We start from the raw sequence: 14,244 nt of genomic DNA, 5'->3' as shown, positions 1-14,244 counted from the left end.
TTCCAGCCCCGCGAGGAGGTTCTGGAATGTCTGCATTGTAATCCGAGACGGCGTAATTCTTGGTACGAGGAAACGGTAGTACAGTTCATCAATATTTCAGGATGAGGAAATTCCATGGCACAAAAAAACGATGAGGATGACAAAGTCCGGCTGGATAAATGGCTGTGGGCAGCGCGGTTCTATAAAACCCGCGCCCTGGCCAAGGCGGCGATCGAAAGCGGCAAGGTGCACTGCCGGGGCGAGCGCTGCAAACCGGGCAAGGAGCCGCGCATTGGCGATGAATTCGTGATCCGCACCGGTTTCGAGGAGCGCACGGTGGTGGTCCAGGCGCTGTCGATCGTGCGCCGAGGTGCTCCGGAAGCACAGACCCTGTATGCCGAAACCGAAGCCAGCATCGCCAAGCGCGAAAATGCCGCGGCCGAGCGCAAGGCAGGTGCCTTGGGTGTGAGTACCGATGGCAAGCCGAGCAAGAAGCAGCGGCGCGATCTGTTCAAGTTTCGCGGCAGCAGCAACGAGCAATAGAGCGGGGGCCACCGATCGCACTAATCAGGCCAGGACTTGTAATTGCGCCCGTGCGTAGCCATATGAGGTAATTGGCTTGCCGCTCATGTGCCATTCGTCGTAAAGCGCGCACCGCCACCGGCCTCTAAGCCACAACCAGGCAGCCATACGCTATAGCCAAGGCGTAACCTCGTTCTGTAAACACTTTTGTCACCTATTCAGATACCAGACTTATGACCGACTTACCGGATAACGACTTCACCCAACGCTTCATCTTCGATGACAGCGACACCCGTGGCGAGATGGTTTCGCTGGAACTCAGCTACGCTGAAGTCCTGGCCAAACACGCCTATCCGGAGCCGGTTGCGCAACTGCTCGGCGAACTGATGGCGGCTGCGGCGTTGCTGGTCGGCACCTTGAAGTTCGATGGCCTGCTGATTCTTCAGGCCCGTTCCGAAGGCCCGATTCCGCTGCTGATGATCGAGTGCTCCAGCGAGCGCGATATCCGTGGCCTGGCCCGTTACGAGGCCGACCGGATCGCCCCCGACGCCACCCTGGCCGACTTGATGCCGGATGGCTCGCTGACGTTGACCATCGACCCGAAACAGGGCCAGCGCTATCAGGGCGTCGTCGATCTGGACGGCGAAACCTTGTCCGACTGCTTCACCAATTACTTCGTCATGTCGCAGCAGATCGGCACTCGCATCAAGCTCTGCGCCGATGGCCGCCGCGCCCGTGGCCTGTTGCTGCAGCAACTGCCTGCCGATCGCCTGAAAGATGAAGAAGAACGCGCCGCCAGCTGGCAGCACCTCACCGCGCTGGCCACCACCCTGACGGCCGATGAACTGCTGGGCCTGGACAACGAAACCGTGCTCCATCGTCTTTACCACGAAGAGCAGGTTCGTCTGTTCGACGTGCAGAAACTGCGCTTCCGTTGCAGCTGCTCGCGCGAACGTTCGGCCAATGCGCTGGTCAGTCTGGGTATGGAAGACGCGCAAAATCTGGTGGTCGAACACGGTGGCAAAATCGAGATCGATTGCCAGTTCTGCAACCAGCAGTACCTGTTCGACGTCGCCGATGTCACCCAATTGTTCGCCGGAGCGGGTGTCGAGACGCCGTCAGATACCCGGCACTAAAACGGTTCAGCGCAGGTAAATTCACTGGAAAGTGGCGTAATAGCGCCGTTACGACGGGAGGGCCCTACTTTTTTTGGGCTTTTCTGGCATAATCCGGCCCACTTTTTTCGCGGTAGTAGTGCACGACTTTCTACTACAAAACGTTTGGAGCACTCGGCCACTGGCCGACGGGGAACCTCATGACGCAAGCCAATAACGCCGTGTACACCGATCTGAGTGTTGATGATCTGGTTAAAGAAGCCCTCAACCGCGGTGAAGGCGAGCTTGCCGATACCGGCGCACTGGTTGTTCGTACCGGTCACCGTACCGGCCGTTCGCCAGTCGATCGTTTCATTGTTGAAGAACCGTCCACTTCGGCCGCCATCGCCTGGGGCCCGATCAACCGCAAGTTCCCGGCCGACAAGTTCGATGCCCTGTGGAATCGCGTCGAGGCGTTCAACAACGCGCAAGAGCACTTCGTTTCCCACGTACATGTAGGTGCGGCTTCCGAGCACTACCTGGCCGTGAAGATGACCACCCAGACTGCCTGGCAGAACCTGTTCGGTCGTTGCCTGTTCATCAACCCGGCCCAGTACAACCCGGCGGGTCGTGAAGAGTGGCAAGTACTCAACGTTGCCAACTTCGAATGCGTTCCAGAGCGTGACGGCACCAACTCCGACGGTTGCGTGATCATCAACTTCGCACAGAAGAAAGTGCTGATCGCAGGCATGCGTTATGCCGGTGAAATGAAGAAAGCCATGTTCTCGGTGCAGAACTTCCTGCTGCCGGCCGCCGACGTGCTGCCAATGCACTGCGCTGCCAACATCGGCGAAGAAGGCGACGTGACCCTGTTCTTCGGTCTGTCCGGTACCGGCAAGACCACCCTGTCCGCTGACGAAAGCCGTTACCTGATCGGTGACGACGAACACGGCTGGGGCGAAGGCGTTGTGTTCAACATCGAAGGCGGTTGCTATGCCAAGTGCATCGACCTGTCCGAGAAAAACGAGCCGGTCATCTGGAAAGCCATCAAGCACGGTGCGGTCCTGGAAAACGTCGTTATCGATGATGCCAAGCACGCCGACTACGCCGATGTCAGCCTGACCCAGAACAGCCGTGCCGCCTACCCGCTGGAGCACGTTGCCAAGCGTTCCGAGAAGAACCTGGGTGGCGAGCCGAATGCTGTCATCTTCCTGACTTGCGACCTGACCGGCGTACTGCCGCCAGTGTCGATCCTCAACGAAGAACAAGCGGCCTACCACTTCCTGTCCGGCTATACCGCTCTGGTGGGCTCGACTGAAATGGGTTCGGGCACCGGCATCAAGTCGACCTTCTCCACCTGCTTCGGCGCACCGTTCTTCCCGCGTCCGGCTGGCGAATACGCAGAGCTGCTGATCAAGCGCATCCGCGGCTTCGGCTCCAAGGTCTACCTGGTCAACACCGGCTGGACCGGTGGTGGCTACGGCGTCGGCAAGCGCTTCAACATCCCGACCACCCGTGCGGTGATCGCAGCGATTCAGAGCGGCGCACTGATCGGTACCGAAACCGAGCACCTGGACACCATCAACCTCGACGTGCCAGTGGCCGTGCCGGGCGTTGAGACTGGCCTGCTGAACCCACGCAACACCTGGGCTGATAAAGCCGCCTACGACGAAGCCGCCAAAGCACTGGCCGGCCTGTTCATCGAGAACTTCAAGAAGTTCGACGTGAGCGACGCGATCAAGGCTGCGGGTCCAAAGTTGTAAGTGTTGGTTTGAAGCCATGAAAAAGCCGCCCTTCGGGGCGGCTTTTTTGTGAGCGACGGTTCAGGTCTTCAGGTGTAGAACGAATGCGCCGACCAACACCAGCACTACTCCCAGTACCTGTACCTTCCCCAGCCGTTCCTTGAAAAAAACATACCCCAGGATCGCTGCGATCCCGCCTGACAATGTACTGATTACCGTTACTACCGAGACCGACCCGGCCACCGCCCCCCAGGCGAATGATGAAAAACCACCGAGGTTCATCAGGCTGGCGCCGGTCAGCGTCAGGCAGTTTTTCAGCGGCGGGATTTTCAAGCCATCGTCGATCCTGAGCACGATCACCACCAGCACCAACAGGCCCACCAGGTAAGCGAGCCAGAGCATCGTGACCGGCCCGAGGGACGGCAGGACGAAGCGACCTTGCAGCCAGAAACTGGTGCCGTAGAACAGCGCCGCCAACAGCGCATAAGTAATCGAGCTGCTCGCCTGTGTGGTGTGGGGCACCTTCGGGTCGGAATGAATACTGGAGAGAACGACGCCAAGGACGCACAGCGCAATGCATAGCAATTGCAGCAGACTGATCTGCTCACCACCGGCCCAGGACAGCAGCGTGGTCACCACCCCGTAGGACGTCACCAGCGGCGCGACGATGGAAGCCTTGCCGAGGGCGAAGGCCTTGGACAGGGCCAGCGCGCCAGATACCGTCAACACGGCAGCGGCGACGCCGATCAGCCAGGTTTCGAGCGGCGCGGCCATCGAGCGAAGTAAGAACACGGGGAAGACGATCAGCAGCAGGCTCATGATGGTAAAGCCCAGCGCCTGACCAAAATACACGGCACGTTTGACACCCACCGCGCGGGCATTCATACCCACCAGAAAATCCGTACCGCCCCACAGCAAGGCGGCCAGCAAGCCCATCAGAACGTCCATGTAAGGTCCTTATCGTTATGCGCCGGGGACGCTACAGGCCTTCAAGCTCATCCGTGTCCCAGCGTTGGGCTTTGATTGCCCGGTAGAGCATGCCAATGGTCAGTGGCACCTTGTCGCCGCGACCCTTGGCTTTGCGCTTGAGGAATACATCGTAGCCGTCAGGGTGGTAATAGCGATAACTGTCGTAGTCCACAAAATCGATGGCGAAGTGGTCTTCCAGGGTTTCGATCAGATGTTGTGCATCGGCGCCGTTGCAGCCGAGGTCGATATTGATCGAGATGTCGGCGGTCAGATCTTGTTGTTCATTTTTAGGGTAGATCATCAATAAAGCGATTTGCGATGCCGAGATAATGATAGTAAATCACTCGAGCTCCGCCTCGTTTACCCTGCCCCTTCGCTGCAACCCGCATTTTGTGGATCCCGCCTGTCCCTTCGATAACGTCGCCGGCTGAAGGGTTCGAGGGCGTTGCTGACGGACTTATCCACAGTGGACCGCGTTATCGTTCATCGCTGGCAAGCCAGCTCCTACAAGGGATCGTGGTGTCCTTCAGCCGGTGAGTTTCGGCAGGCGTTGCCGGGCGATGTCGAGCAGCTCGTTGCCATCCTGGGTCAGCAGGTACAGGGCATTGACGATGTTGGGGATATCGCTGGCGTCGGCCTGTTTGAAGCACAGGCAGTACAGGGTTTCCAGCAGGTCGCTGGCGGCGCGGATGCGTTGGCGGGCGGCGTCGAGAATTTCCAGGGGATCGGCCTCGGTGTCGATCACCAGTACCGGGGTTTCGCTGTTGCTGGATTTGAGCGGGCGATAGCGGTCGGTCAGTGGCTCGGGGCGGTTCATCGAGGTGGGTCCTGTGGGAAATCGGCAAATGCGCCCGGTCGGCCCAGACACTGTTTTCAGCCTTGCCGGAAACTATAGAAGGGCGTGGTGTCGTGCGACAAGACGGCTGAGATCGACAGGTTTTGTAAGGTTTTGCGCAGTTGTTGAGGAAAGGGACTACAGGCGCCTCAGAGGGTGTAGGTCATTTCGAATTTTGCTGCCCGCGAAGGCGATTTGCCAGGCGCCGCATTCCCAAAGCCATCCGCTGTATCATCCCGTATCTTTTTTACCCCTGACCTTTTCTCGACTCGCTGCGATCGCCGGCTAGGCTTTGCTCATCGCAGCAGTCAACGGAGTGACAGCTTATGCACAACACCCTGGAGCAGGTTTTCGGTTATCCACAGTTTCGGCCTGGCCAGGAGGCGGCGGTCAGCGCGGTACTGGCGGGGCGCTCGGCGGCGGCAATTTTCCCCACCGGTTCCGGCAAGTCCCTTTGTTATCAGCTGTCGGCCGTATTGCTGCCGCACCTGACGCTGGTGGTCTCGCCCTTGCTGGCGTTGATGCAGGATCAATTGGCGTTCCTGCAACGCCACGGCATTGCGGCGGGCAGTATCGATTCGGCGCAGAGCCGCGATGATGCCAGTGATGTCATGGCTCGCGCCAAGTCCGGCGAACTGAAAATCCTGATGATCTCCGTGGAGCGTCTGAAGAACGAACGTTTTCGTAACTTCCTGCAGCAGGTGCCGATCTCGCTGCTGGTGGTGGACGAGGCGCACTGCATCTCCGAATGGGGGCATAACTTTCGCCCGGATTACCTCAAGCTTCCGGACTATCAACGCCAGTTCAATATCCCCCAGGTGTTGTTGCTGACCGCCACCGCGACCCCGAAAGTGATCGCCGACATGCAGGCGAAATTCGCCATCGAACCTGACGATGTGGTGACCACCGGCTTCTATCGGCCCAACCTTAATCTGTGGGTTGAGCCGGTTCGTGGCCAGGACAAGCGTCGACGCCTGGTTGAATGGATGAGTCAGCGACCCGGTCAGCCGAGCATTGTCTACGTCACCCTGCAGAAAACCGCCGAGCACATAGCCGAACATCTGCAGCGCCATGGCATCCAGGCCGAGGCCTATCACGCCGGTTTGCCTCATGAGCAGCGTGAAGGCATCCAGAAGCGTTTCATGGGCGGGCAGTCCAATTGCATCGTCGCCACCATCGCCTTCGGCATGGGCATCGACAAGAGCGACATCCGTAACGTGGTGCATTTCGACCTGCCCAAATCCATCGAAAACTACAGCCAGGAAATCGGCCGCGCCGGGCGTGACGGGCAGCCATCGGACTGCCTGGTGCTGGCCAATCGCGACAGCCTCAACGTGCTGGAAAACTTCGTCTATGGCGATACGCCTGAACTGGACGGTATCCGCTGCGTGCTCGACGAGATGCAGGCCGCGGCGTCCGAGGGGCAATGGGAGTTTCTGCTGGGGCCATTGGCGGACCAGAGCAACATCCGCCAGCTGCCGCTCAAGACCTTGCTGGTGCAACTGGAGCTTCGTGGCCTGATCGCTCCGCGCTATGCCTACTACGCCGAGTACCGGTTCAAGTATCTGCAGGAGCCCGAGCAATTGCTGGCGCGCTTCGAGGGTGAACGCAGGGATTTCGTCGCGGCGATCATCCAGACGTCCCCGCGCGCGCGTACCTGGGCCACGGTGAATTTCGATGCGTTGTATGAACAGCATCAGGCCGAGCGCAGCCGGGTGGTCAAGGCGCTGGATTACTTCCAGGAAAAGGGCTGGGTCGAGCTTGAGAGCAAGCTGATGACCGAGGTCTACAGCCTGCTGCAAACCGAGTTCGACAGTGCCGCATTGAGTGAGGAGCTTCACGCGGGGTTCACTCGGCATGAACAGACCGAGGTTGCGCGGATTCACGCCATGCTCGATCTTTTCGCCACCGATCGCTGCCTTGGATATCGCCTGGCCGAGTATTTCGGCGACGAAAATGTGCCCCGCCAGTGCGGGCATTGCTCGGTTTGTCACGGTCAGGTGGCACGACTACCTGAGCCCCCGGCATTGCCTGCACTTGTGGATAAAAATTTCGAAGCCTTGTGCAGTGATTTTATCCACAGGCATGAACAGCATACCGGCAGTAAGCCATCCGCCGAGCGGGTCACACGGTTTCTGTGCGGGATCAGCGTGCCGTTGTTCACCAAACTCAAGGTGCGGACGATTTCCGGCTATGCGGTGTTGGAGGATTATCCGTATGCCGAGGTTCGCGGGTGGGCCGAGGCGCACCTCTAAGCCGTGTGGGCGCATCCATCTGCTGAATGTCGCTCATCACAGGAATAAATTTCAAAAACTCGCGGAGGCTGACTATGGTGGGGGCTGTCTTTGGATCGCCAACAAGAGATCAAAACATGAGCCAGACACCGTTCAAAATTCAGCGCGCAGCCGTGATCGGCGCGGGCACCATGGGCCGCGGCATTGTCATGTGCCTGGCCAACGCCGGGGTGGCGGTGCAATGGGTCGATAACAATCCGCAGATGCTTGAGCAGGCCCTGGTCACCGTGGCGGACACCTATGCCCATAGTGTTAGGCAAGAACGCATCGATCAGGCCGAGGCCGACACCCGCATTGCACGGGTCACGGCTGCCGCTGATTATGCGGCCATCCGCGATGTCGATCTGGTCATCGAGGCCGTCTACGAAAACCTGGAACTCAAGCAGGCCATCTTCCGCGAGCTGGACGGCCTGCTCAAACCTGAAGCCATTCTGGCAAGTAACACGTCGGCACTGGACATCGACGCCATCGCCGCGGTGACTGGCCGTCCGCAACAAGTCCTGGGCCTGCACTTCTTCAGCCCGGCGCACATCATGAAGCTGCTGGAAATCGTCCGTGGTGCCCAGACTGCACCGGCAGTCATCGATGCTGCACTGGCGCTGGGCAAGCGCATGGGCAAGGTCAGCGTGGTCTCGGGCAATTGCGACGGCTTCATTGGCAATCGCATGCTCAACACCTACGTGCTGGAGGCCCGCAAAATGCTGCTGGAGGGCGCTTACCCTTACCAGATCGATGCCGCGTTGCAAGGCTTCGGCTTTGCCATGGGGCCATTCCGTATGTTCGACGTGGTTGGCGTCGATCTGCAATGGCGTGCCCGGCAACTGTCCGGAGTTGGGCAGGATGCGCCAGAGGTGCAAGTGGATAACCGTCTGTGTGAGCGGGGCCGTTTCGGGCAGAAGAGCGGCGATGGCTATTACCATTATGAGCCGGGCAGTCGCCAGGCTGAACACGATCCGCAGGTCGACGCGCTGGTGCTGGAAGTCAGCGAGGGGCTGGGCTTTCATCGCCGCGAGATAAGCCAGGAGGAAATTCTGGAGCGCTGCCTGCTGGCATTGGTCAACGAGGGTGCGAAGATTCTTCAGGAAGGGGTCGCGGGATCGGCCCACGACATCGATCTGGTGTACCTCAACGGATACGGGTTCCCGGCAGATAAAGGCGGGCCGATGGCCTGGGCGGATCAGCAGGGGTTGGCGGATATTCATCAGCGGCTGTTGGCGCTGGAGACACGCCAGGGTGATCACTGGAGCCCGGCACGGTTGATTGGTGAATTGGCGGCGCAAGGTAGAGGGTTTGTTGATAGGTGATTGATTTGGTGCCTGCTCGCGAAGAGCGATAACGCGGTTTTCTCCTTAAACTGGTCATCCAACCCCAGGAACCAACACCGATGCCCCAGCGCTCCGACTACCCACACTTCCAACCCATCACCACACGCTGGCACGACAACGATGCCTATGGTCACGTCAACAACGTCACCTACTACAGCTTCTTCGATACGGCGGTGAACACCTACCTGATCGAAGTCGGCGGCCTGGATATCCATGAGGGCGAGGTGGTGGGTTTCGTGGTGAGTTCAGCCTGCGATTACTTTGCCTCCACCGCCTTCCCGGACCGGATCGAGGTCGGCCTGCGGGTCGGAAAGTTGGGCAATAGCTCGGTGCAGTACGAGTTGGCGGTATTCAAGCAAGGGGAAGATGAGGCCTGCGCAGCGGGGCGTTTCGTGCACGTGTTTGTCGATCGCGCCTCGAATCAGCCAGTGGCGATTCCGGCCGGGTTACGCAGTGCGATGGAGCGTCTGGTGGTTTAAAACAGCCAAAAAAAATCGCAGCCCTCGGGCTGCGATTTTTATCTGCCAGCGAAACCATTCCGGTTTCAATGACGGTGGCGGTAGTACTTCTTGTGATGCTTGCGATGGCCATAGGCATGACCACGACCTGGATGGCCGTCACGGTAGTAACGACGATCATCATGGCCACGATAACGACGATCGTCATCGTCGTCGTCATCGCTCTTGTTGCCCATGTAGTTACCCAGTGCGCCACCGGCACCGCCGCCTGCTGCGGAGCCGATCAGGCTGCCGGTGGTGCCGCCCACGCTGCGGCCGACCACGTTACCGCCTGCTGCGCCCAACGCACCACCGATGGCGGCTTCGCCACGGCTGCGTTTGTCTGCGCCGACTGCGCTACCACCCGCGCCGCCCAGGGCCGCGCCGATGGTGGAACCTGTATTACCGCCAATCGATTGGCCGACGACCGAGCCCAAAACCCCGCCCAATGCGCCGCCCACACCTGCTTCGGTGGTGCCGCCAGCAGAGGCAATGCCACTGACCAGGCCAAGGGACAACAAGAGAATCGAGGAGAACTTCATGGAGGAACCTCATGGGGATGACGACGCGATCCTGAGGCCGTGTCAGTGGTGTGACAATCGAAATCCGACGAGTAACACGACTTCAGCACATTTCTATAAGTTACTGTTTTTTGGGCGGAACTTAATGGTTTTTCGCCGGTCTTTAGTTACTTCGGATAGGCCGTTTTTGTGAAAAAACGGCCTTTTTTGTGGGCGTTTTAGGAGCTGCCGCAGGCTCGGACCGCGTTCGGACGATCTTTTGTTTTTGGTCAGGCAGACTTCGCCATGATCAACCCGGTCTCACTCGCCGCTTCCAACCGGATCGCCACAAACTTCGACGTTGGCGTATGGCTGCCATCCCCTGTGCTTTCCAGCGGCACCAGCGGGTTCACTTCCGGATAGTACGCCGCCGCTTGCCCTGCAGGAATATCAAACGCCAGCAATGTGAAGCCCTTCACTCGGCGTACAACGCCATCATCCCAGATCGACACGATGTCAGCCTTCTGCCCCGGCTTGAAGCCCAGGCGAATGATGTCGGCTTCGTTGACGAACAGCACATCACGTTGGCCTTTCACTCCGCGATAGCGGTCATTGAGACCATAGATCGTGGTGTTGTACTGATCGTGGGAGCGCATCGATTGCATGATCAGGTCCGGCAACACACCGGTGGCACGGGTGCGTTCGTGAACCAGGTCCTTGGGCAGTGCGTTCGGACGGAAGTTGGCCCGGCCGGATGCAGTGTTCCACTTGCGTGCGCCGGCGCTGTTGCCCAGGTAGAAGCCGCCTGGGTTCTTGACCCTTTCGTTGAAGTCCTTGAAGCCTGGAATGGTATCGGCAATCAGGTCGCGGATGCGCCCGTAGTCGGCCACCAGCCAGTTCCAGTCCACAGGCTGGTTGCCCAAGGTGGCGGCGGCTATGCCGGCCAGGATCGCCGGTTCCGAGCGCATCTGGTTCGACAGGGGCTGCAACTGTCCGTTGGAGGCGTGGACCATGCTGAACGAATCTTCGACAGTCACCGCTTGCGCGCCTTCAGTCTGGATATCGATGTCGGTCCGGCCCAGGCACGGCAGGATCAGGGCGTCTTTGCCGTGAGTCAGATGGCTGCGGTTAAGCTTGGTGCTGATCTGCACGGTCAGGTCGCAGTTGCGCAGGGCCTGGAAGGTACGCGGGCTGTCCGGGGTGGCTTGAGCGAAGTTGCCGCCCAGGCCAATGAAGACTTTGGCCCGACCTTCGGCCATGGCATGAATCGCTTCGACCACATTGTGGCCATTGTCACGCGGTACCTTGAGCTGGAAGCGTCGTTCCAGGGCATCGAGGAACGCCACCGGTGGCCGTTCGTTGATGCCCATGGTCCGGTCGCCCTGGACGTTGCTGTGGCCACGCACCGGGCACAGGCCGGCGCCTGGTCGACCGATGTTGCCGCGCAGCAGCATCAGGTTGGCGATTTCCTGGATGGTCGCTACCGAATGGCGATGCTGGGTGATGCCCATGGCCCAGCACATGATGACGTTCTTGCCCTTGGCGTACATGCGCGCCGCTCGCTCGATTTCCACCAGGGGCAGGCCAGACTGCTCGACGATCTGCTCCCATGGGGTTTCATCGATGGCGGCCAGGTACTCCAGCACATTGACGCTGTGCTCATTGAGGAAGGCGTGATCGAACACCGCAGGCGCACCGGCTTTCTGTGCGTCGCGTTCCCATTGCAGCAGGAACTTGGCCATGCCACGCATGATCGCCATGTCGCCGCCCAGCGCCGGACGGAAGTACGCGGTGTTGGTCGGCTTGTCGCCGTTGGTGAGCATTTCGATCGGGTGTTGCGGGTGCTGGAAGCGCTCCAGGCCGCGCTCTTTCAGCGGGTTGATGCACACCACTTGCGCGCCGCGTGTCACCGCCTCACGCAACGGTTCGAGCATCCGTGGATGGTTGGTGCCGGGGTTCTGGCCCCAGACGAAAATCGCATCGGCGTGTTCGAAGTCGTCGAACGTCACGGTGCCTTTGCCGACGCCGACACTTTGTGACAACGCCACGCCGCTGGCCTCGTGGCACATGTTCGAACAGTCGGGGAAATTGTTGGTGCCGTAGGCGCGCACGAACAGCTGGTATAAAAAAGCCGCTTCGTTACTGGCCCGGCCCGAAGTGTAGAACTCGGCCTGGTTCGGGCTCGACAAGCCGTTCAGATGCTTGGCGATCAGGGCAAAGGCCGCGTCCCAACTGATCGGCTTGTAGCGATCGGTCTCGGCGTCATAGCTCATCGGCTCGGTCAGACGGCCTTGATATTCGAGCCAATAGTCGCTTTGCTCCAGCAATGAAGTGACGCTGTGCCTGGCAAAAAACTTAGCGTCGACGCGGCGTTTGGTCGCTTCCCAGTTCACCGCTTTGGCGCCGTTCTCGCAGAACATCACCATGCCGCCTTCGTTGGAATCGCCCCAGGCGCAACCGGGACAGTCGAAGCCACCGTTCTTGTTGGTCTTGAGCATCATGCGCAGATTTTTCAGCGCGTTGTCACTGGTCAACCAGGCCTGTGCGACGCTGATCAGTGCGCCCCAACCTCCGGCCGGGCCTGTGTAGGGTTTGTAGCGAGGGACAGGTTTCTGGTCGGCTTGACGGTGTTGACTCACGCTTGGATCTCCAACGCTGGGCTGTAGACCCGCGGCGCATTCTTTTGTGGCAGATGGATGAGGTTGAGGTTGTGGCGACGGGCCCATTGCACGGCGAGGCCCGTTGGCGACGACAGGCTGACCAGGGTCTGGATGCCGGCGCGCAAGACTTTCTGGATCAATTCGAGGCTGCAGCGACTGGTGACAATCGCCAGCCCGCCCGCCGTTGGAATGTGTTGCCGGATCAAGCCGCCGATCAATTTGTCGAGGGCGTTATGCCGGCCGATGTCTTCTCGGCCCAGCAACAGTTCGCCCTGGTCGTTCATGAACACGGCCGCGTGCACCGCCCCGCAGTGCTGGCCAAGTGGCTGGAACGCGCCGATGCGCTGGCGCAGGCCGTCCAGCCATTCGGCCGGGGGCAGGGGCGCGCCGGGCAACACCTCGAGCTCGGGCAATGCCTGCTCGACCGCTTCCACGCCGCAGAGCCCGCATCCGCTGGTACCGGCCAGTTGCCGTCGCTGTTGCTTGAGGTTCCAGAACGCACGATTGGCGATGGTCACTTGCGCGTACTGAGCCGAGCCAGAGCCGCTGAGTTGCAGGTCATAGATGTCCGAGGCGTCCTGGATGATGCCGCTGCCCAGGCTGAAGCCGACGATGAAGTCTTCCAGGTCCGTGGGCGTGACCAGCATCACCGCCTGGCTGATGCCATTGAAGGCAATGGCTAGCGCGACTTCCTCGGCCAGCGCGGTGCTGGCGGATTCCGAGTGCTCAAGGTTGCTGTAGCTGTATGTCTGGCTGGCGGCGGGCGCGGGCGTTTCGAGGGCAGGCGCCGCGCAGGCTGGGCGCTTGGCGTTCATGGCATCACCGAGGGTTTGATCAGTCTTAAGACTAGGCGTGGCAACTGGTCGCGTCTAATCGCTATTTCTGATCTGCCGATAGATGCCGTCGATCAAAGCCCGTTCAGCGATTGTTGATAAATCGCAAAACAGGCTTCCGCCAAGGCTGAGCGTGGCGCGCTTCGGCGCATGATCAGTCCCAGCCGGCTGAGGGTCTGGGCGTTTTCGATCGGTTGCAGACGCAAATGATCGGTCAGTTCTTCCAGGCCTCCGTCCAACGGCATCACCGCGCAACACAAGCCACCGTGCACAGCTTGTAACAGTTGATGGACGGCATCGGTTTGCAACAAAGGCTGCGGGTTGAGGCCGCGGCTGTGGAAGTTGTGGTCGATGGACTGGCGAAAGTGCATGCCGCTGCTGAGCATGCCCAGCGGCAACTCGATCAACGACTCCCAGCTCAGGGGGGCTTCGCCGAAGGTAAAGAATCGCTGATCGTAGAGCAGGCCCATGCGGGTTTCACTGAAGGCCAGGGAGTCGAAGCGCTCGGCATCCAGGCGTTCTAGGTATGACACACCGAGATCCAGGCGATTGTTCGCCAGTTGTTCGAGGATTTGCTCGGAACTCAGCGCCGAGAGTTCGAAGCGCAGGTTCGGGTGCTCCGCGTGCAGGCGTTGCAGCAGCGGCAAGGGATCGAAGCTCGACAGCGGCACCACGCCCAGGCGCAAGGTGCCAACCAGATTGCCGCGACAGGCGGCCGCCTCGGCGTACAGGCCATCGTAGGCTGCCAGAACGGTGCGCGCCCAGGCCAGGACTCTCTCGCCGGGTGCGGTGAAGCCTTCGAAACGCTGGCCACGATTGACCAGCGGCAGATCGAGTTCTTCTTCGAGGCTGCGCAGGCGCATGGAGAGGGTCGGCTGGGTAATGTGGCAGCGTGCGGCGGCCTGGCCGAAATGGCGGGTTTCGTCCAGAGCGATGAGGAATTTCAGCTGCTTGATGTCCATCTTCGCTCCTGGGGTCGGGAAGGTGTGGATTC

The 14,244-nt window shown here is 60.0% G+C and carries 13 protein-coding genes and 1 pseudogene; 6 read left to right on the top strand and 8 right to left on the bottom strand.

Annotation, left to right across the window (positions count from 1 at the left end):
• The first annotated feature begins 114 nt into the window (after window positions 1-114).
• The 3 genes from BKX96_RS29345 (at window position 115) to BKX96_RS29335 (ending at window position 3,358) form a co-directional block, all read left to right on the top strand.
• Entirely contained in the window at window positions 115-522 is a 408-nt protein-coding gene (locus BKX96_RS29345; RefSeq protein ID WP_077186164.1) for an RNA-binding S4 domain-containing protein, read from the top strand.
• A gap of 212 nt (window positions 523-734) precedes the next feature.
• On the top strand, window positions 735-1,637 hold the full coding sequence (gene hslO / locus BKX96_RS29340) for an Hsp33 family molecular chaperone HslO (RefSeq protein ID WP_046815334.1): 903 nt from the start codon (window positions 735-737) through the stop codon (window positions 1,635-1,637).
• A 179-nt stretch (window positions 1,638-1,816) separates the two neighbouring features.
• Window positions 1,817-3,358 (top strand): phosphoenolpyruvate carboxykinase, encoded by a 1,542-nt coding sequence (locus tag BKX96_RS29335; RefSeq protein ID WP_046815333.1) that lies wholly within the window; start codon window positions 1,817-1,819, stop codon window positions 3,356-3,358.
• 60 nt (window positions 3,359-3,418) lie between these two features.
• On the opposite strand, the gene BKX96_RS29330 is transcribed toward BKX96_RS29335, so the two are convergent.
• From BKX96_RS29330 to BKX96_RS29320, 4 genes and pseudogenes are all read right to left on the bottom strand, one after another.
• A complete protein-coding gene (locus BKX96_RS29330; RefSeq protein ID WP_077186218.1) occupies window positions 3,419-4,273 on the bottom strand; it encodes a DMT family transporter in 855 nt (284 codons plus the stop codon).
• 43 nt (window positions 4,274-4,316) lie between these two features.
• Complete coding sequence (locus BKX96_RS33015) at window positions 4,317-4,553, bottom strand: DUF1493 family protein (protein ID WP_248687236.1); 237 nt, start codon at window positions 4,551-4,553, stop codon at window positions 4,317-4,319.
• Window positions 4,554-4,565: 12 nt separating this feature from the next.
• Window positions 4,566-4,773: pseudogene (locus BKX96_RS33360) on the bottom strand (type II toxin-antitoxin system RelE/ParE family toxin); the annotation flags it as partial.
• Window positions 4,774-4,832: 59 nt separating this feature from the next.
• Entirely contained in the window at window positions 4,833-5,123 is a 291-nt protein-coding gene (locus BKX96_RS29320; protein WP_046815331.1) for a hypothetical protein, read from the bottom strand.
• A 344-nt stretch (window positions 5,124-5,467) separates the two neighbouring features.
• On the opposite strand from BKX96_RS29320, the gene BKX96_RS29315 reads away from it, so the two are divergent.
• The 3 genes from BKX96_RS29315 to BKX96_RS29305 all read left to right on the top strand — a co-directional run bounded on the left by BKX96_RS29315 (window position 5,468) and on the right by BKX96_RS29305 (window position 9,239).
• Window positions 5,468-7,396, top strand: a complete 1,929-nt coding sequence (locus BKX96_RS29315) for a RecQ family ATP-dependent DNA helicase (protein WP_077186162.1) — start codon at window positions 5,468-5,470, stop codon at window positions 7,394-7,396.
• A 116-nt stretch (window positions 7,397-7,512) separates the two neighbouring features.
• Entirely contained in the window at window positions 7,513-8,739 is a 1,227-nt protein-coding gene (locus BKX96_RS29310) for a 3-hydroxyacyl-CoA dehydrogenase (RefSeq protein WP_077186161.1), read from the top strand.
• An 80-nt stretch (window positions 8,740-8,819) separates the two neighbouring features.
• Window positions 8,820-9,239 carry an acyl-CoA thioesterase gene (locus tag BKX96_RS29305; RefSeq protein WP_046815328.1) on the top strand — a complete coding sequence of 140 codons (420 nt, stop codon included), beginning with the start codon at window positions 8,820-8,822 and terminating at the stop codon, window positions 9,237-9,239.
• 65 nt (window positions 9,240-9,304) lie between these two features.
• Here the strand turns inward: BKX96_RS29305 and BKX96_RS29300 are convergent, their stop codons facing one another.
• The 4 genes from BKX96_RS29300 to BKX96_RS29285 form a co-directional block, all read right to left on the bottom strand.
• The gene (locus BKX96_RS29300) at window positions 9,305-9,799 is read right to left on the bottom strand and encodes a glycine zipper domain-containing protein (protein ID WP_046815327.1); all 495 of its coding nucleotides are present in this window, start codon (window positions 9,797-9,799) and stop codon (window positions 9,305-9,307) included.
• A gap of 248 nt (window positions 9,800-10,047) precedes the next feature.
• Window positions 10,048-12,396 (bottom strand): FdhF/YdeP family oxidoreductase, encoded by a 2,349-nt coding sequence (locus BKX96_RS29295; protein WP_046815326.1) that lies wholly within the window; start codon window positions 12,394-12,396, stop codon window positions 10,048-10,050.
• Entirely contained in the window at window positions 12,393-13,232 is an 840-nt protein-coding gene (fdhD, locus tag BKX96_RS29290; RefSeq protein WP_046815325.1) for a formate dehydrogenase accessory sulfurtransferase FdhD, read from the bottom strand. Before fdhD ends, BKX96_RS29295 begins: the two co-directional genes overlap by 4 nt.
• A gap of 92 nt (window positions 13,233-13,324) precedes the next feature.
• The gene (locus BKX96_RS29285; RefSeq protein ID WP_046815324.1) at window positions 13,325-14,212 is read right to left on the bottom strand and encodes a LysR family transcriptional regulator; all 888 of its coding nucleotides are present in this window, start codon (window positions 14,210-14,212) and stop codon (window positions 13,325-13,327) included.
• Window positions 14,213-14,244: the final 32 nt, after the last annotated feature.

Origin of the sequence: Pseudomonas putida, from assembly GCF_001976065.1 — a bacterium.
GTDB classification, from domain to species: Bacteria; Pseudomonadota; Gammaproteobacteria; order Pseudomonadales; family Pseudomonadaceae; genus Aquipseudomonas; species Aquipseudomonas serbica.
This window is presented reverse-complemented; position numbering and strand designations above follow the sequence as displayed.